General features: G+C 64.3%; 15 protein-coding genes. 6 read left to right on the top strand and 9 right to left on the bottom strand.

The window, feature by feature from the left end; genetic code table 11:
- The first annotated feature begins 21 nt into the window (after positions 1–21).
- The 6 genes from pdhA (at position 22) to LZC95_14940 (ending at position 6,076) form a co-directional block, all read left to right on the top strand.
- Entirely contained in the window at positions 22–1,101 is a 1,080-nt protein-coding gene (gene pdhA / locus LZC95_14965) for a pyruvate dehydrogenase (acetyl-transferring) E1 component subunit alpha (protein ID WXA98131.1), read from the top strand.
- Between the two features lie 116 nt (positions 1,102–1,217).
- Positions 1,218–2,207, top strand: a complete 990-nt coding sequence (locus tag LZC95_14960) for a pyruvate dehydrogenase complex E1 component subunit beta (GenBank protein WXA98130.1) — start codon at positions 1,218–1,220, stop codon at positions 2,205–2,207.
- 17 nt (positions 2,208–2,224) lie between these two features.
- Entirely contained in the window at positions 2,225–3,664 is a 1,440-nt protein-coding gene (locus tag LZC95_14955) for a pyruvate dehydrogenase complex dihydrolipoamide acetyltransferase (protein ID WXA98129.1), read from the top strand.
- Positions 3,665–3,670: 6 nt separating this feature from the next.
- On the top strand, positions 3,671–4,618 hold the full coding sequence (locus tag LZC95_14950) for a formylglycine-generating enzyme family protein (protein ID WXA98128.1): 948 nt from the start codon (positions 3,671–3,673) through the stop codon (positions 4,616–4,618).
- 6 nt (positions 4,619–4,624) lie between these two features.
- Complete coding sequence (locus LZC95_14945) at positions 4,625–5,548, top strand: metallophosphoesterase (GenBank protein ID WXA98127.1); 924 nt, start codon at positions 4,625–4,627, stop codon at positions 5,546–5,548.
- A gap of 120 nt (positions 5,549–5,668) precedes the next feature.
- Entirely contained in the window at positions 5,669–6,076 is a 408-nt protein-coding gene (locus LZC95_14940) for a VOC family protein (GenBank protein ID WXA98126.1), read from the top strand.
- A 186-nt stretch (positions 6,077–6,262) separates the two neighbouring features.
- Here the strand turns inward: LZC95_14940 and LZC95_14935 are convergent, their stop codons facing one another.
- The 9 genes from LZC95_14935 to LZC95_14895 all read right to left on the bottom strand — a co-directional run bounded on the left by LZC95_14935 (position 6,263) and on the right by LZC95_14895 (position 15,698).
- A complete protein-coding gene (locus LZC95_14935) occupies positions 6,263–6,946 on the bottom strand; it encodes a GntR family transcriptional regulator (GenBank protein ID WXA98125.1) in 684 nt (227 codons plus the stop codon).
- Between the two features lie 3 nt (positions 6,947–6,949).
- Positions 6,950–7,858, bottom strand: coding sequence for a VOC family protein (locus LZC95_14930; GenBank protein WXA98124.1), 909 nt, complete (start codon positions 7,856–7,858; stop codon positions 6,950–6,952).
- Positions 7,855–8,748 carry a fumarylacetoacetate hydrolase family protein gene (locus LZC95_14925; protein ID WXA98123.1) on the bottom strand — a complete coding sequence of 298 codons (894 nt, stop codon included), beginning with the start codon at positions 8,746–8,748 and terminating at the stop codon, positions 7,855–7,857. The genes LZC95_14930 and LZC95_14925 overlap by 4 nt, the downstream gene beginning before the upstream one ends.
- 126 nt (positions 8,749–8,874) lie before the next feature.
- Positions 8,875–9,087, bottom strand: coding sequence for a cold shock domain-containing protein (locus tag LZC95_14920; GenBank protein WXA98122.1), 213 nt, complete (start codon positions 9,085–9,087; stop codon positions 8,875–8,877).
- 267 nt (positions 9,088–9,354) lie between these two features.
- Positions 9,355–10,551 (bottom strand): tetratricopeptide repeat protein, encoded by a 1,197-nt coding sequence (locus LZC95_14915; GenBank protein WXA98121.1) that lies wholly within the window; start codon positions 10,549–10,551, stop codon positions 9,355–9,357.
- Entirely contained in the window at positions 10,548–10,997 is a 450-nt protein-coding gene (locus tag LZC95_14910) for a hypothetical protein (protein ID WXA98120.1), read from the bottom strand. The genes LZC95_14915 and LZC95_14910 overlap by 4 nt, the downstream gene beginning before the upstream one ends.
- 81 nt (positions 10,998–11,078) lie before the next feature.
- Complete coding sequence (locus LZC95_14905) at positions 11,079–12,641, bottom strand: SpoVR family protein (protein ID WXA98119.1); 1,563 nt, start codon at positions 12,639–12,641, stop codon at positions 11,079–11,081.
- 21 nt (positions 12,642–12,662) lie between these two features.
- The gene (locus tag LZC95_14900) at positions 12,663–13,778 is read right to left on the bottom strand and encodes a DUF444 family protein (protein ID WXA98118.1); all 1,116 of its coding nucleotides are present in this window, start codon (positions 13,776–13,778) and stop codon (positions 12,663–12,665) included.
- Positions 13,779–13,949: 171 nt separating this feature from the next.
- A complete protein-coding gene (locus tag LZC95_14895) occupies positions 13,950–15,698 on the bottom strand; it encodes a S8 family peptidase (GenBank protein WXA98117.1) in 1,749 nt (582 codons plus the stop codon).
- Positions 15,699–15,745: the final 47 nt, after the last annotated feature.

Here is a 15,745-nt window from a genome sequence, read left to right as displayed (position 1 = left end):
GCCCCCTAACACCTCCGACACATGGCCCAAACAAACTCCCACACCCATCCCATTCAATCCGTCGAATCTGCATCGCCTCGCGATGTGCCCGGAGCCAAGGGTGGCACCGGTGGCACACAGGCCCCGAAGGCCGGGGCGGGCATCGAACACCTGGTCGCCTTGTATCGGCAGATGTTCCTCATCCGCCGCATCGAGGAAGAGGCTGCGCGCGCGTACGCGCAGGGCAAAATCGGTGGCTTCCTCCACCTGTACATCGGACAAGAGGCGGTCGGCGTCGGGGCCATGGCGGCTCTCCAACCCGACGATTACGTCATCACGACGTACCGCGATCACGGCATCGCGCTGGCGAAGGGCATGAGCCCGAATGCGCTGATGGCGGAGCTCTGGGGCAAGGGGACCGGGTGCTCGAAGGGGCTCGGTGGTTCGATGCACATGTTCGACAAAGCGACGAACATGCTCGGCGGCTACGGCATCGTCGGTGGTCACATCCCGCTGGCTGCGGGCGTGGCCTTCGCCTCGAAGTACCGCAACGACAAACGCGTCACCCTCTGCTTCTTCGGCGAGGGCGCGGTGTCGATTGCCGGCTTCCACGAGGGCGTCTCGCTGGCGGCACTCTGGAAGCTGCCCATCGTCTTCATCTGTGAGAACAACGAGTACTCGATGGGCACGCCCATGTCGCGCACGATGAGCGTCGAGGACGTGACCTCGAAGGCCGTCGGCTATGGCATTCCGAGCGACCGCTTCTTCGCCGACGACGTGCTCGAAGTCGAGGAGCGCATTCGCCAAGCCGTCGACCGCGCGCGCGAAACGTCGATGCCGACGTTGGTGGAAGTCCGCACGTACCGCTTCCGCGGTCACTCGATGAGCGATCCGGCCAAGTACCGCACCGCTGCGGAGCTCGAAGACCGCAAGAAGAAGGATCCCGTCATCCGCACCCGCGCCAAGCTGCTGAGCGAGGGCTACGAGGAAAAGCGCATCGAGGCCTTGGAGGCCGAGGTGGAAGCCGAGGTGATGGCCGCGGTGAAGTTCGCGGAGGAGAGCCCGGAGCCGGACCCGTCGCTGCTCGAAGCAACGACGTACGACGGTCCTTTCGCGAGTTAGTCCGGTGGTGGGGCTCCGCCGCCCCACACCGAGACTGCTCAGGTCGTGGGGGGCTCCGCCGCCCCACACCCCCGAGAAAGATTCGTTACGAAACGTAGGACGAGACGAGAAAAAGCATGGCCCGGAACATTCGATTTCGAGAAGCGCTTCGTGAAGCAATGATCGAGGAGATGGAGCGCGACGATCGCGTCTTTCTCATGGGAGAAGAAGTGGGGCACTACCAAGGCGCCTACAAGGTCTCCGAGGGAATGCTCGACAAGTTCGGCGACAAGCGCGTCATCGACACACCGATCGCCGAGGGCGGCTTCGCCGGCATCGGCATCGGCGCCGCGATGGTGGGCCTGCGCCCCATCGTGGAATTCATGACGTGGAACTTCTCCGCCGTCGCGTTCGACCAGATTTTGAACAACGCGGCCAAGCTGCGGCAGATGTCCGGCGGGCAATTCAATTGCCCCATCGTCTTCCGCGGGCCGAACGCCAGCGCGAAGCAGGTGGGCAGCCAACATAGCCACGCGATGGAGCACTTCTACGCGACCATCCCGGGCATCAAGGTGGTGGCGCCGGCGTACCCGGCGGATGCGAAGGGGCTGATGAAGGCCGCCATCCGCGACGACAACCCGGTGCTGGTGATGGAGTCGGAGACGCTCTACTCGGTCAAGGGCGACGTGCCCGACGATCAAGACGCGATTCCGTTCGGCAAGGCAAACGTGGTGCGCCAGGGCACGGATCTGACCTTGGTCGCCTACTCGCGCATGACGCTGGTGGCGATGGAAGCGGCGGCGGCGCTCGAGAAGGAAGGCATCTCGGTCGAGGTCGTCGATTTGCGTTCGCTCCGTCCGCTCGACGAGGACACCATCGTCGACTCGGTGGAGAAGACCCACCGCTGCGTGGTCGTGCACGAGGGATTCCCCTACGGCGGCGTCGGTGCGGAAGTGGCCGATCGCATTCAGCGTCTGGCGTTCGATGCGCTCGATGCTCCGGTGTTGCGCGTAACCACGCTCGACGTGGGCATGCCGTACAACGCCAAACTGGAACAACTTTGCATTCCGCAGCCGGACCGCGTCATCGCGGCGGCGAAGCGCGTGCTCTATCGCGGGCAGGCCTGAGGAGACACGAGGAGATCATGGCCAAAATTCTCGATATGCCGAAGCTCTCCCCGACCATGGAGGAAGGGGTCCTCACCGCGTGGCACAAGAAAGAAGGCGACGAGGTCAACGTCGACGACTTGCTCGCCGAGGTGGAAACCGACAAGGCCACGATGGAGTTTCGCGCCTTCGACAAGGGCGTGCTGTTGAAGCTTCTCGTTGCCGACGGCGCCGAAGTGAAGTTGGGCCAGCCGGTGGCGATCCTCGGCAAGGCCGGCGAAGACGTCTCGGCGCTGCTCTCGCAAGTTGGCTCGAGCGCGCCGGCCGCAGCCGACAAAGCGGCGGAGAAGCCTGCCGCCGAGAAGCCTGCCGCAGCACCGGCGCCCGCAGCAGCCGACAAAGCTGCAGCGGCCGCAGGGGCGAGCGTCGAAGTCCCGCAGCAAGCGCAGGCGCAGGGGCCCGTCCCGCCGCCGGTTTCGGTTCCGCGCGAGAAAGGCTCCGCACTGGATCGCACCGAGCGCGAAGGCAATGGCCGCAGCCGGGCGCACGCCTCGGCGGGGCGCATCTTCGCCTCACCGTACGTGCGGCGTGCGGCGCGTGAGCGCGGGATCGATCTGCAAGGTGCGCAGGGCTCCGGCCCCGGCGGCCGCGTGGTCGCGAAGGATCTCGACACCATGGCTTCGCGTCCGGCGGCTGCACCTGCCAGCGCCAACGGCCACGCGGTGCATGCCCCCGCGGCACCGGCCGCTCCGGGATATGCCGAGCCGGAGGTGCGACCGCTGTCGATGATGCGCAAGACCATTGCGCGCCGTCTCACCGAGTCGAAGAAGAACGTCCCGCACTTCTACTTGACCATCGACGTCGACGTCGAAAAGCTCGTCGCGTTCCGCGAGCAGATCAACGCGGAGCTCGAGGCGGCGGCCAAGAAGGCAAAGACCGAGGAAAAGCCGGCGAAGGTCAGCGTGAACGACCTTCTCGTCAAGGCCTGCGCCGTCGCCCTCGGACGCGTGCCCGAGTGCAATGCGCAGTTCACCCCCGAGGCCATCCTCGTGCACAAGCGCATCGACATCTCCGTCGCCGTGGCGGTGCCGGAAGGACTCGTCACCCCCGTCGTGCGCAACGCCGACCAGAAGAGCGTCGTGGCCATCAGCAGCGAGGTGCGCGAGCTCGCCGGGCGCGCCAAGGCCAAGAAGCTCAAGGCCGAGGAGATGCAGGACGGCACCTTCTCCATCTCGAACCTGGGCATGTTCGGCATCGATGCCTTCTCCGCCGTCATCAACCCGCCCGAGGGTGCCATCCTCGCCGTGGGCAAGGTTCGCGAGGAGCCCGTGGTTCGCGAAGGGCAAGTCGTCCCGGGCAAGAAGCTCGCGATGACGCTCTCCTGCGATCACCGTGTGGTCGACGGCGCCGTGGGCGCGGCCTTCCTGGCCGAGCTGCGCAGCTTGCTCGAGCACCCGATGCGCATCGTTACGGGGTAAATCCCGGTGTTCAAGCTCGGCGCCGCACTCGCGTTTCCCATTTTCATCGGGGTGCTGGCGCCCCGCCGGCCGGACACGCCGGTGCGTCCCGAGACATGGTGGGGCGGGCTCGATACGGCAGCCCGCTCCGCCCCTGCCGTCGGCGTGCACGCCCTTCGCACGCCGCCGCCCGATCGCGTGCGCCTCCCCGGCGGCGTCTTCGTCATGGGCTCGCTCTGGTTCGACCTGACGCGCGCCCTGCAAATGTGCCGCAAGGAAATCTGGCGCGCCGAGTGCGACAGCATCCAGTTGCAGCGAACCTTCCGCGCGGAGCTACCCGCGCACCAGGTGACGCTCTCCGCGTTCGAAATCGATCGCACGGAAGTCTCCGTGGGCGCCTACCAACGCTGCGTCTCCGCGGGCGCCTGCACCCCTGCGGGCTTTCCGCCCGGCGATCCGCGCTTCGATCGCCCAGACTTGCCGGTCACGTTCGTGCGCTGGGAAGACGCCACGGCCTACTGCGAATGGGCCGGCGGAAGGCTCCCCACCGAGGCCGAGTGGGAATTCGCCGCGCGAGGCACCATGGGCCGCGCCTTTCCCTGGGGCTCGTTCTACAACGCCCACCTCTGCAACCACGGCGCCTTCGCCCCGGACGAAACCGACGCGACCGATGGCTACACCGGCCTTGCCCCGGTCGATGCACTGCCCGACGGCGCCACCCCCGAGGGCGTGCTGAACATGAGCGGCAACGCATCCGAGTGGGTGCAAGATCTCTTCGAGGACGACGAGAACGGCTTTGGTTACTCGCCGATGCCGCAGACCAACCCCAAGGGCTCGAAAAACGGCACCTACCACGTCGTGCGCGGCGGATCGTACCAGCATGGGGCCGCATGGATGCGCGCCACGTACCGCACGTACAGCTTTTTGGGCCGCGGGCCGCACATCGGCTTTCGATGCGCTAAGGATCCTCGTTAACACGCCATGCGAATTGCCCATTTCTCCGACCTCCACATTTTGTCGCTCTCCGGCATTTCGCCGTATCGCTTCCTGAACAAGCGCCTCTCCGGCTACGCGAACCTGCGGCTCAAGCGCGGGCACATCCACCGCCCCAATTACGTTCGCGCCATCGCGCGCGAGATCGCCCGCACGTCGATCGATCACGTGGCGGTGACGGGCGACATCACGAACCTGGCGCTCGAGCCCGAGTTCGAGGCGGCGCGTGCGCTGTTGCAGGAGGCACTCGGGCTCGACCCGAAGAACGTGAGCGTCGTCCCGGGCAATCACGATTTGTACACGCGCGGTGCGCTGCGCACGCGCCGGTTCATGCGCTACTTCGGGCCCTTCGTCGAGAGCGATCTCCCCGAGCTCGCGGTGGACATCGGCCTGGGGCGCTTTCCGTTCGTGCGACTGCGCGGGCCGCTCGCCATCATTGGCCTTTCCAGCGCGGTCCCTCGCCTGCCCTTCGTCGCCGCCGGCCGCATCGGCAGCGCCCAGCTCGACGCGTTCGCGCGCATTCTCGCGCACCCGCAGGTCAAGGAGCGCACGCCCGTGGTGCTGCTGCATCACCCGGTGCAGAACCCACCGTCGCGCCTCAAGACATTGATGGAAGGACTCGAAGACGCCGACGACCTCACGGCCCACGTCCAGGGCTTCGCTCACGGCCTCATTCTGCATGGCCACCTGCACCGGCGGATCCAAAGGCCGCTCGCCACCCGCGCGGGACAGCTCCACGTCGTCGGCGCCACCAGCGCGTCGTTGCACCACGAGGCGCACGAGCGCATGGCCAGCTTCAACGTCTACCAATTCGACGAAAAGGGCATGCTCGGCGAGGTGGAGTCCCACATCCTCGAACCCGAGAGTGAAACCTTCCGCGTCGCGGACGTGCCGCACGCCGCCTGGGCGTAACGCGGTCCAATTTGGCCAATTTGGGCCGGGTGGAGCCTTTCTCGAAGAAAATTCACCGCCGTGTCGAAGAGGTGCCCGCCCGTTCGACGTACAGGTGAAGTCAGGAAAGGAACCACCGTCATGGCCACCCAGATTTTCGTCAATCTGCCCGTCAAGGATCTGAAGCGCTCCGTCGAATTCTTTACGAAGCTCGGATACTCCTTCAATCCGCAGTTCACCGATGAGAATGCCACCTGCATGCTCATCGGCGACAACATCTACGTCATGCTGCTCGTCGAGAAGTTCTTTCAGACCTTCATCGACAAGCCCATCGCGGATGCGAAGAAGGGCAGCGAAGCGCTGGTGGCCCTCTCCCATGACTCGCGCGAAAGTGTGAACGCCCTCGTCGAGAAGGCGCTTGCCGCGGGCGGGCGCCGCTACAAGGAGCCCGACGACAAGGGCTTCATGTACGGGTGGGGCTTCGAGGATCCCGACGGGCACATCTGGGAGCACTTCTGGATGGACCCCAGCGCCTTGCCCCCGCACTAAAATAGGCGAGCGCGATTCGCGAACCTGCGGAAGGGAGAGGGAACCGCCAAGGCGCCAAGAACGCCAAGAGAGATTCTATGTGCTGAGCATCCAGTAATGCTGTTCACAACCCCTTCAGGTCTTGGCGCTCTTGGCGTTTTGGCGGTTTTCCCTCTTCCGTTCGAGGATCGTGCTCGCTGATGGGTTCTAGGGATTCAGCGAGGGATACGCCTCGAGAACGAGATCCGTCGTGCGCGCCACGTGCTCGGTCATGAGCGCGCAGGTGCGCTCGACGTCGCGCGCGAGGGCGGCACGCGCCAAGGCCGCGTGCTCGCCCAGCACATCGCGATGTCCGTCGCATTTGTATTCGACGGCAAGGCGCCGGTACCTCTCGCTCTGATCGTACAAGACGGTCCGAAAGCGATGAAGCCACGCCGACCTGCACGCAGCGACGAGGGCATCGTGAAGGGCACGGTGCGCGCTTTCCCATGCGGGCGAAAGCGCGCCCGGCTCCTCCGGCGTCGTGAACGAGGTGCGCTCGAGCTTGTGAAGCGCCCCGGTCACCTGCGCCTCCCAATCGAGATCGCCATGCGCGAGGCTATCGCGCAGGGCCAGCGCCTCGATTTGCTGCCGGGTGCGCGTCAGATCGAACAAATCTTTCCGCGAGATGGGCGCCACACGAAAGCCGCGTTGGTCTTCGATGACCACGAGGCCCTCGGCAGCAAGACGGCCGCACGCTTCGCGAAGGGGACTCCTTCCCACGTCGTAACGTGCCGCCAGATGCTCGAGACGTAGCTTTTCCCCGGGGCGAAGGGCGCCGGCCAAAATGTCCGCGCGCACGCGGTCGACCAAGGTCGTGGCCAATGTCGGCTCGGAGAAACTAGCAACCATGGATTAGGCTTCCGAATTGACGAGAAAGTAGTCCGGTACGTCGGGACCCCAGGAGCTCAGCGAATTCTCGGGGGCCACCTTTCTCGGTTCCCACGGCGTGCCAGCGGGGATGTAATCCATGTCGCAAAAGTACTCGACGAAGCTTCCCCACGGATCGCGCACGTAGTGAAAAAAGTTCGAGCCCGCGTAGTGCCGTCCGAGTCCCCAACCTTGTTTGTAGCCGTGTTCCGCCATGCGGTTCGCACCGATGCCCACGGCATCGACGGTGGGCACCTCGAAGCTCGCGTGATGAAACGCCGCGGGCCCGGACGACTGCACGAAGGCGAGCACGTGATGATCGCTCCCATGCGGATGGTGCAAAAAGGAGACGATGCCCTCGGTCGCATCGGAAAGACGCAGGCCGAGCGCTCGCACGTAGAAATTCGCCGTGCGCCCCGCATCCGCCGTGAGGAGCATCACGTGCCCGAGCCGCCGAGGCCGGACCTCGAGGTTGCGCTCGGGCGCGGCGTTGGGTCCAACGTGGACGATGAGCTCCTCGGTGCTTCGCCCCTTGGGGGAGCGATTCTCGTCCTCCGTGACATGAAACAAGCGACCATCGGGGTCGACGAACCAGCGGCCAGGCTCGCCTTCCGCCGGAGATTCGAGCTCGCGCGCCCCCGCCTCCAGCGCCTGCGCCGCGATGCGGTCGACGTCGCCGGCAAAGGCGCCGAAGCTCAGATGGTGCAGCGTCTTGCGCGGGCCGTGGTGCATCCGCGCCACCTCGCGCCCGTGCGCCGCAGTCCGAACGGATAGACCGCCGCGCTCGAGCGGGACAACGTCGAGCCCGAAACATCGGTAGAAATGTTCGGCTTGCCCGAGATCCGGAACGGAGAGTGCGAACCGGCGGAGCGAGTGCACGGCGGCGGGGTTCATGATTTCTCGAGCTCCGATTGGTCCACGACCCGGTTGCGCAACGTGCCCAGCCGCTCCACGTCCACCTCGAACACGTCGCCGGGCGTCAGGAAGACGGGCGGCTTGCGCACGAAGCCCACGCCACCGGGCGTGCCCATCGCGATGGCATCGCCGACCTCGAGCGTCAACGCCTCCGAGAGAAGCGCAATGGTGTGCGCGACGTCGAAGATCATGTGCGCGGTGGTGGCCTCCTGCATCACCTTGCCATTGAGTAGGCCGCGCAGGCGGAGGCCGCGGGCCCCCTCGGGCAACTCGTCGGGCGTCACCAGCTCAGGGCCGAGCGAGCCGGTGCGGTCGAAGTTTTTGCCGATGGTCCATTGCGGAGTACGCATTTGGTAATCGCGAATGGATCCGTCGTTCATCAAGCTGTAGCCCGCGACGTGCTCGAGCGCGCGATCGCGCGGGATGTTGCGTCCGGTGCGACCGATGAAGACGACCAGCTCGGCCTCGTAGTCGAAGTGGGTCGAGAGCGAGGGGCGAACGATGGGTTGTTCGTGACCGACGAAGCTGGTCGCAAAACGCGCGAAGAGAACCGGATACTTCGGCGGCTCGTACGGGCTCTCGTTCGCGTGATCGACATAATTGAGGCCGAGGCAGAGCACTTTTCCGCCGCCCAGCAGCGGGCGGTACGTCACGTCTTTGACGGCCACACGCGCACGCGTCTCGAGTTCGCGCGCATCGCGCACGACGCGCTCGAGCATCTCGCGTTCGGCCTTTGACGTGCGAAGAAATGCGCCGAGATCGCGCGGCGCACTCTCCAGCAGGGAACTCACGTCGACGAACGCATCACCCGTGGGAGCACGCACGCCGAGAAAGGGTCGACCATTCGTCACCAGAGAAGCTATCCTCACGGCTCACCTCATTTTGTCGGCAAAATTGCCTTGTGACGACAGGTATAGATCGCACAAACCAAAAGAAAAGGCCGAGTCGCCATGCGAGCTCGGCCTTTGAAACGATTTTTGTATGCAAAACGACAGTTAGGACAACCCGGGTGGCTTCACCACGTTGAGCGCCTGCGGGCCTCTCGGGCTTTCACGAACCTCGAACTCGACGATCTCGTTTTCGAGAAGGACGCGCCTCCCATCCCCCGCAATTTGGGAGTAGTGGACGAACACATCGGGACCGTCGATTTGCTTGATGAAGCCCCAGCCCTTCTCGTCGTTGAACCACTTCACCTTGCCGAGCGCCATGGTATCCCTCCCTCTGCGTCTTCCTCTCCCCTGCTTCTCGCGCTTCTCACGCTTCTCGTGCCTGCCGTGCTGCGAGAGGAGGGTGACGTTCTTTCAACTCCCGTCACTACTGACGATGCACGGTAAGAGGGGTGCGAGGCGCACGTCAAGCCACGTTGCTGCGAAGATTCATGCTGTCAAACGCAGCCGAAAGACGTTTCGGCTCACATGCAAACCAAGCGACGCCATTTGACTTGGCGGTCTCGATCCGACACCGCGATAGTCGCCTTACCGCTTTCCTCTCTCCTTCTTCTCCAATGCATCGAGCTCTTCGAGATTCGCTTTCACCCGTGGATCCGTCGAATCGATGGCACGCGCTTTTTCCAGCGCAGCGCGGGCTTCGGCGCGTGTCTTCGGATCTTTTGCGAGCGCGGTTGCCAGGTTGATCCACGCGCTTGCAAGCTTATCGTCCAACTGGATGGCCTGCCGATACTCGGCAATTGCCTCGGCCAGTTGCCCTTGCTGCTGGTACGCGTAGCCAAGATTCGTGTGAAACGTGGCGCGTTTTGGATCGAGCGCAATGGCTCTCTTCAGCTCGGCCACGCCACGCGTGAAATCATTTTCGAAGAGAAGTGCCGAACCGAGGTCCGAGTGCGCGCGTGGATCACCGTCGGCGAGCTTTACCTGCGCTTCGTACTGGACGATGGCTTCCTTCACGCGGCCCGCCATCAAGAGAACCGTGCCGTAATTGCCGCGGCGGGGCGCGCTTCCCGGATCGAGCTCCACCGCGCGCGCGAGCTCGGGCAGCGATTCACTCTGACGTCCTGTAGCCAACAGAGCGACACCCAAGGCGGCGTGCGCCTCGGGCTCGTTCGGCGACAGGACGATGCCACGGCGCAGTGACTCGAGTGAGGCGGGGGCATCGCCCATCATCAAGAGCGCACGTCCGAGCTCCACCTGCGCCACACCGAGCGACGGTTCGAGCCGCACCGCACTCCGCAACTCTTTGACCGCGGCGGCGAGCTCCTTGTTGCCCTTCCCTGCTGCAAAATCCATGGGCACGTTGGCGCGCGCAATGCGCACACGTGCCATGCCAACTTGGGGCGCGCCCCGCTTGGGCGCGGCCGCACGCGCCGCCTCGTATTGCTTGGCCGCGGCCGCCACGTCGCCGCGCTCGAAGGCGGCGTCTCCGTCGAGCAGCAGGCGGCTCACGGGGTCGTCGCTGTTCGCGGCGGCCAACGGAATCGTGGTGGCACGTGCCGGCGGGTACGCTGGCGCAGGCGGCTCTGCGGGAGCGCTGGCGCCATTGCCGGCGTCGGCCTCGGACATCGCTTCCCGCGCATCGCGCACTGGCAGCGGCTCCACGGGGGCCGCCACCGGCGCCGGTGATTCCGCCGGCTTCGATTCCCCTCCGCATGCGGCTGCCAAGGCCATCGCGGTAGCCGCCACCGCCGCCACCTCCCAATGCAAACGATTTCGATTCATTCTTTCTCTGGTTCGCCTGGCTCGTTCGCAGCCCGCGCGGCATGCCGTTTGACCACCGCGTAGGCATGCGCCATCACATCCCGTGCGGCCTCGAGCGCGCGCTCGTTCGAACGCGCCGTTCGCAGCGCGACGACGTGGCCGCCCGGCAGCGGAGTTTCGAGCAGCACCAAGCATGCCGCGCGCACCGCCTCCGGCACGGTCGCATCGCGCGACAGGGCCATCAGATGGTCCAAGTAGGTGCGGCCCCAGCTCGCGTTCGGCTCGAGGATGAGCGCCGCGTTCAGGGCCATGCCAGCCGCGCGTTTGGCTCCCGCCAGGCCCGCACGGCTGTTGTGCATCTTGAAAGCCGCCTCCGCCGCACGCACCTCGTGCAAGGACGCCGCGATCCACTGGTCCGGCGAGAACTTGTACAGCCAATGCGCAGGGTCGCGGACGAAGGAGCCCACGTGCGAAGTTATAGAGCAACCATCGGTCGGATAGAACACGCCCGCGAACCCTTCATTCGCGCCCTTCATTCGCGCCCCCCCTCACTCACGCCTAAGATGACGGGTCGTGTGCTCTCGGCCGTCGTAGCGCATCATCACCGGCTTGGCCTCGACCTGCGTGGTCAAGTTCACCGGCCGCTTCCAAATGCGCACCAGGCTGCGCAACACCTCACGCGCCCAGTCCGCCCGAAGATCGAGCCCTTGGTGGTCGTGGCGCAGGAGCAACTCGCCACGGTTCTCGAAGTTGGCATCGTCCACGTAGATGAACGGATTGCCGGCATTGGTGAGCTGGAACAAAAGCTTCTCTTTGACGGCCTTGAATTCGCGCGTCTCGATCTCGTACCGCTCGTTGCGGTTGGACCAGGCGTACGAGAACATCTTGGCGTCGCGCACGAAGTCCGGCGTGAGAAACTCGTCGATGAACGTGACGTCGTTGTAGAGCGCACGCACTTCGAAGATCTTCTTTTTGCCCAGCCCCAGACGAAGGTTCCAATTCTTCTTCGCCGCGAGGTCGTCGCACTCTTCCCACTCTTTGCCGAATTGCCCGCGATCCCAGCGCTCTTCGATGTTGCGGAACAGCTCGATACCCAATTTGTACGGATTGAGCTGGCCCTTGCTGGTGGCCAAAACGCCCGCCGCATGGTCCGCGTAATCGATGATCTCCGAGGCATCGAGGATCTTCTCGGTCATCAACTTGGAGTGCCAATAGCTGGCCCACCCCTCGTTCATGATCTTCGTCTGCATCTGCGGCTGGAAGTAATACGCTTCCTCGCGCACCACCTCGAGCACGTCGTGCTCCCACCGATCCAGGGGCGCGTGGTCCAATAGGAACTTCAAAATATCGCGCTCGGGCCGGACGGGGAATTTCTTCTCCTTTTCCTTCTCGGCCTCGATCTTGATGCGCTGTTGCTCGAGGTATTCCTCGGGGTTGATGAACGACTCCATGTATTCCTTGGCGCGCAGCCTCGGAATTTCCGTCGCTTTGTCCTCCGCATCGGGATCGCGCGAAGGGCCCGAGCCTTTGAACGGCGCGTGCGGGTCGATCAAATTCTCCAAAGAGAGGCAATGATCGATGTACTCCTCGATCTTGTTGATGCCCTGCCGCGCCACGTGCCGGCGAATGCGCGCGCCGTGGTTGGCCATCTTGTCGATCCAGCGGCGATTGGGATCGTAATCCTTGGGCCGGCTCGCCGGATCGGTGGTTTTTCCGCCGGTATCCAGATCGGTGGAGCGGAAGGCGTAGTTGTTCTTGAAGAAGTCGACGTGGCCGCACACGTGGGCCATGACCAGCTTTTGGTCGACGAGCGAATTACCCTCCAGCAAATAGGCATACGAGGGGTTGTTGTTGATGACCATTTCGTAAATCTTCGAAAGGCCATATTCGTAGCTTTTCGCCAGTCGCTCGTATTCCATTCCAAATCGCCAATGGGGAAAGCGATTGGGGAATCCCATGTACGCCGCGATTTCGTTCATCTGGTCGTACGTGAGGATTTCGAAAACGATGGGGAAGAAGTCGAGCCCCTGCGCAGCGGCGAGGTTCTGAATCTTCTCTTGTTCGACGCGCAGGTACTGAGGCAGGGCCGTCTTGAGGGCAAATTCGCTCATGAATGTCTCGTGCGCCTTTCCTTAGGCTCCCTTGCCCAAAAATTCTTTGATGCTTCCTACGATGGCATCCTTGTCGCGAATTTCGCTGGTGATGACCCGCTCGTCCTTGGAGAAGTGATCCCGCAGATCTTTGATGAATTGCCCCGATCCATAGGGGCTCTCCACCTGGCCGTAGGCGAACATGTTCACCCTGGGCAGCACTTTCTGCTTGAGCAATTCGACGCAGTGGAGCGTGTCATCCATCGACCAATTGTCGCCGTCGGAGAAATGGAACGGGTAGATGTTCCATTCTTCGGGCGGATAGTGGTCGTCGATGAGCTGCGCGCAAAGCTTGTAGGCACTCGAGATCATGGTGCCGCCCGATTCGCGCGTGTGGAAGAAGGTCTCGCGATCGACCTCGCGCGCGACGGCGTCGTGGATGATGTAGCGGCTCTCCAGGCCTTTGTATTGGCGCTGGAGCCACGTATCGATCCAGAAGCTCTCGATGCGGACGATTTCCTTTTGCTCGTCACCCATCGAGCCGGAAACGTCCATCATGTAGATGATGACCGCGTTGGCGACGGGTTCGGCCTCGGTTTTCCAGCTGCGGAATCGCTTGTCGTCCGGGATGGGCACGACGATGGGGCGCTCCGGTGAATAGGCGCCCATCGAGATCTGCCGTTTAAGCGCCTCGCGGTACGTGCGCCGGAAGTGGCGCAGCGACTCGGGGCCAACGCGGCGGATGCCGGTGTAGCGCTCCTTCTCGTTGATGATCTTCGACTTGCCCTTGTCCCGGATGTCCGGGAGCTCGAGCTCCTCGCCCAGGATGGCGGCCAGCTCGTCGAGGGTGACGTCGACCTCGAGGACGTGTTCGCCGGCGCCTTCTCCCGCTTTGCGCCCGCCCTCGCCCTGCTCGTCCCCCTGATCGCCGCCGACGGGATCACCAGGGTTGCCGTCGCCCTGCCCGGCGCCTCCCTGTTGCCGATCGCTGTAGCGAAAGCGTGGGATTTCGATCTGGGGGATGGGGATCGAGACGAGATCCTTTCCCTTTCGACCAATCAGCTCACCCTGCGAAATATACTTCCGTAGATTTTGCCGGATCCGCCCGCGCACGATGTTGCGAAAACGCGAGTGATCCTGGTCGATTTTGAGCGACATGTATGAGTAGAGCTTTTCACATGGCGGGGGTTCGATCAAACCGAAGCGGCTCACTCTTCCCGTACATGTACACGTTCCCGTTCTCGTTCCCGCTCTTTCGGCCCATTCCCGAGCCCGGATTTTTCGTGGACGGGAACGGGAACGGGAACGTGTACGGGGAGAAAGCCTCGCTCAGGCGGCCTTCTTGTCCAGCGTGATGCGTGCAACCCACACGCACACCAGCGCATTCAGCACCGTCCACACGCGGAGGAGAATGCCCCCAAGCGGGAAGGCCACGTCGGCGAAGATGGCCACGGTGGTCAGCAGCGCCGCCGAGCCTACGGCAAAGCCGCCAATGGTGGGACGGAGGCGCTTGGCGCCGAAGAAAAACGCCGTGAGTGCCATGGTGGGCAGGGCCGAGGCCAGCGGAAGCCAGCGGTGCATGCTGGTGCCGAGGACGAGGTCCCATTCACCGAGGGGGCGCATGGCTAGCTCGACCAACCAGCGCATCGGGCCCGCATGGGATGCAAGGCCAAGCAGCGGCGCGAACGGAAGGAGACCGACGCCTGCCAGCAGCGCGCCAAAGAGCACGCCCGGGCCCGAGGCCACCTCGCCACCGACCTTCTTGATGCGGCGGGACACGAGGAGGAAGACCGCGAACAAGGCCGCCAGGCGGGCTGCCACGTGCGTCCAATAGGCATTCACGATGGACTTGCCCGTGTCGAGCACACCGGCGCCGTAAAGCTGGGGTTCGTCCTTCGGTGTGGCACCGCGCTCGAGCGCGCGGCGGACGGCGCCGGGCTCGGTCACGCCGAGGCCGACGAGCATGGCCGCGGATCCCGCGACATGGGGCGAGGCCATGCTGGTGCCGTTGAACGTGCCGAAGATTTCGCACTTGTTTCGGCCGCCCTCACAGATGGTCTGCTGGGTGACGGCCACGCCGGGGGCGCCGATGGCCACCTGCGGACCGCGCGAGGAGAACCAGGCGATCTTGTCGTTTTGATCGGTCGCGCTCACGGCGATGACGCCGGGGTACGCGGCGGGGTAACCGACGGCTTTGCCGCTATTTCCCGCGGCGGCAACGACGATGACGCCCTTGGAGAGCGCGTGCTCGACGGCGTCCTTGAGGATGCCCACCGAGGAGGGGCCACCCAGGCTCATGTTGATGACCTGCGCGCCATGATCGGCCGCGTAACGGATGCCCTCCGCCACGTCGGCCAAGGTTCCCCAGCCATAGCGGTTCAGGACTTTGACGGGCATGAGGCGCGAGCAGTACGCAAGCCCGGCGACGCCCTTTTCGTTGTTGGTGGTCTGCGCGATGGTGCCGGCAACATGGGTGCCGTGGCCCTGGTCGTCGTAGGCCTCGGGCGTGTCGTTGACGAAGTTGTACCCATCGCCGCAGCGGGTGCCCGCGAGATCGGACCCGCGCGAGAAGGGCCCTTTGTCGTAGCAGGCGACGCCGGTGTCGATGACCGCGACCGTGACGCCTTCACCGCAGCCGTACTCCCAGGCTTTTTCGGCGCCGACACGCTTGAGGTGCCACTGCTTCTCGGCGTAGAGCGGATCGTTCGGGACGAAGGAGGTGCGGTAGATGGCCATCGGCTCGACGTGCTCGACCCTCGGATCGCGGGAGAGCTGCTCGAGGAGGCGCGCCTCGTCGGCGGGAGAGACTTTGGCGATTTCGAGCTTTTCAGGCCCGCTGAAGATGCTGTTCGGGCGCAAGGCCAGGCCGTACTGGCGCGCCAGATCCGAGATGTCGGTCTCGGTGGCATCGTCACGCAGGTCGACCGCGATTTCGCCGGAGACGTCCTGCGTGGCGGGATCGAGGTCGGCTCCGTTGTTCACCTCGTAGCTTTCGGCGCGCGCCAGGCCAGGCGTTGCCGCGATGAACAAGCCGCCCGAAAGGAGTGCCAACGCCGGAATCTGCCAAGTCTTGCTCATGGAATCTCCCTACGTGGCAAGTGTGCGCCGGATCTGGGCCTCACGGT

This window comes from Sorangiineae bacterium MSr12523 (assembly GCA_037157775.1).
Lineage (GTDB): Bacteria > Myxococcota_A > Polyangia > Polyangiales > Polyangiaceae > Pendulispora > Pendulispora brunnea.
Note: the sequence above shows the minus strand (reverse complement) of the source record. Positions and strands in the feature narration are given on the sequence as shown.

Coding starts and splice junctions, on each gene's coding strand:
- pdhA (WXA98131.1), top strand. CDS start 22: ATGGCCCAAACAAACTCCCACACCCATCCCATTCAATCCGTCGAATCT.
- LZC95_14960 (WXA98130.1), top strand. CDS start 1,218: ATGGCCCGGAACATTCGATTTCGAGAAGCGCTTCGTGAAGCAATGATC.
- LZC95_14955 (WXA98129.1), top strand. CDS start 2,225: ATGGCCAAAATTCTCGATATGCCGAAGCTCTCCCCGACCATGGAGGAA.
- LZC95_14945 (WXA98127.1), top strand. CDS start 4,625: ATGCGAATTGCCCATTTCTCCGACCTCCACATTTTGTCGCTCTCCGGC.
- LZC95_14940 (WXA98126.1), top strand. CDS start 5,669: ATGGCCACCCAGATTTTCGTCAATCTGCCCGTCAAGGATCTGAAGCGC.
- LZC95_14935 (WXA98125.1), bottom strand. CDS start 6,946: ATGGTTGCTAGTTTCTCCGAGCCGACATTGGCCACGACCTTGGTCGAC.
- LZC95_14930 (WXA98124.1), bottom strand. CDS start 7,858: ATGAACCCCGCCGCCGTGCACTCGCTCCGCCGGTTCGCACTCTCCGTT.
- LZC95_14920 (WXA98122.1), bottom strand. CDS start 9,087: ATGGCGCTCGGCAAGGTGAAGTGGTTCAACGACGAGAAGGGCTGGGGC.
- LZC95_14915 (WXA98121.1), bottom strand. CDS start 10,551: ATGAATCGAAATCGTTTGCATTGGGAGGTGGCGGCGGTGGCGGCTACC.
- LZC95_14905 (WXA98119.1), bottom strand. CDS start 12,641: ATGAGCGAATTTGCCCTCAAGACGGCCCTGCCTCAGTACCTGCGCGTC.
- LZC95_14900 (WXA98118.1), bottom strand. CDS start 13,778: ATGTCGCTCAAAATCGACCAGGATCACTCGCGTTTTCGCAACATCGTG.
- LZC95_14895 (WXA98117.1), bottom strand. CDS start 15,698: ATGAGCAAGACTTGGCAGATTCCGGCGTTGGCACTCCTTTCGGGCGGC.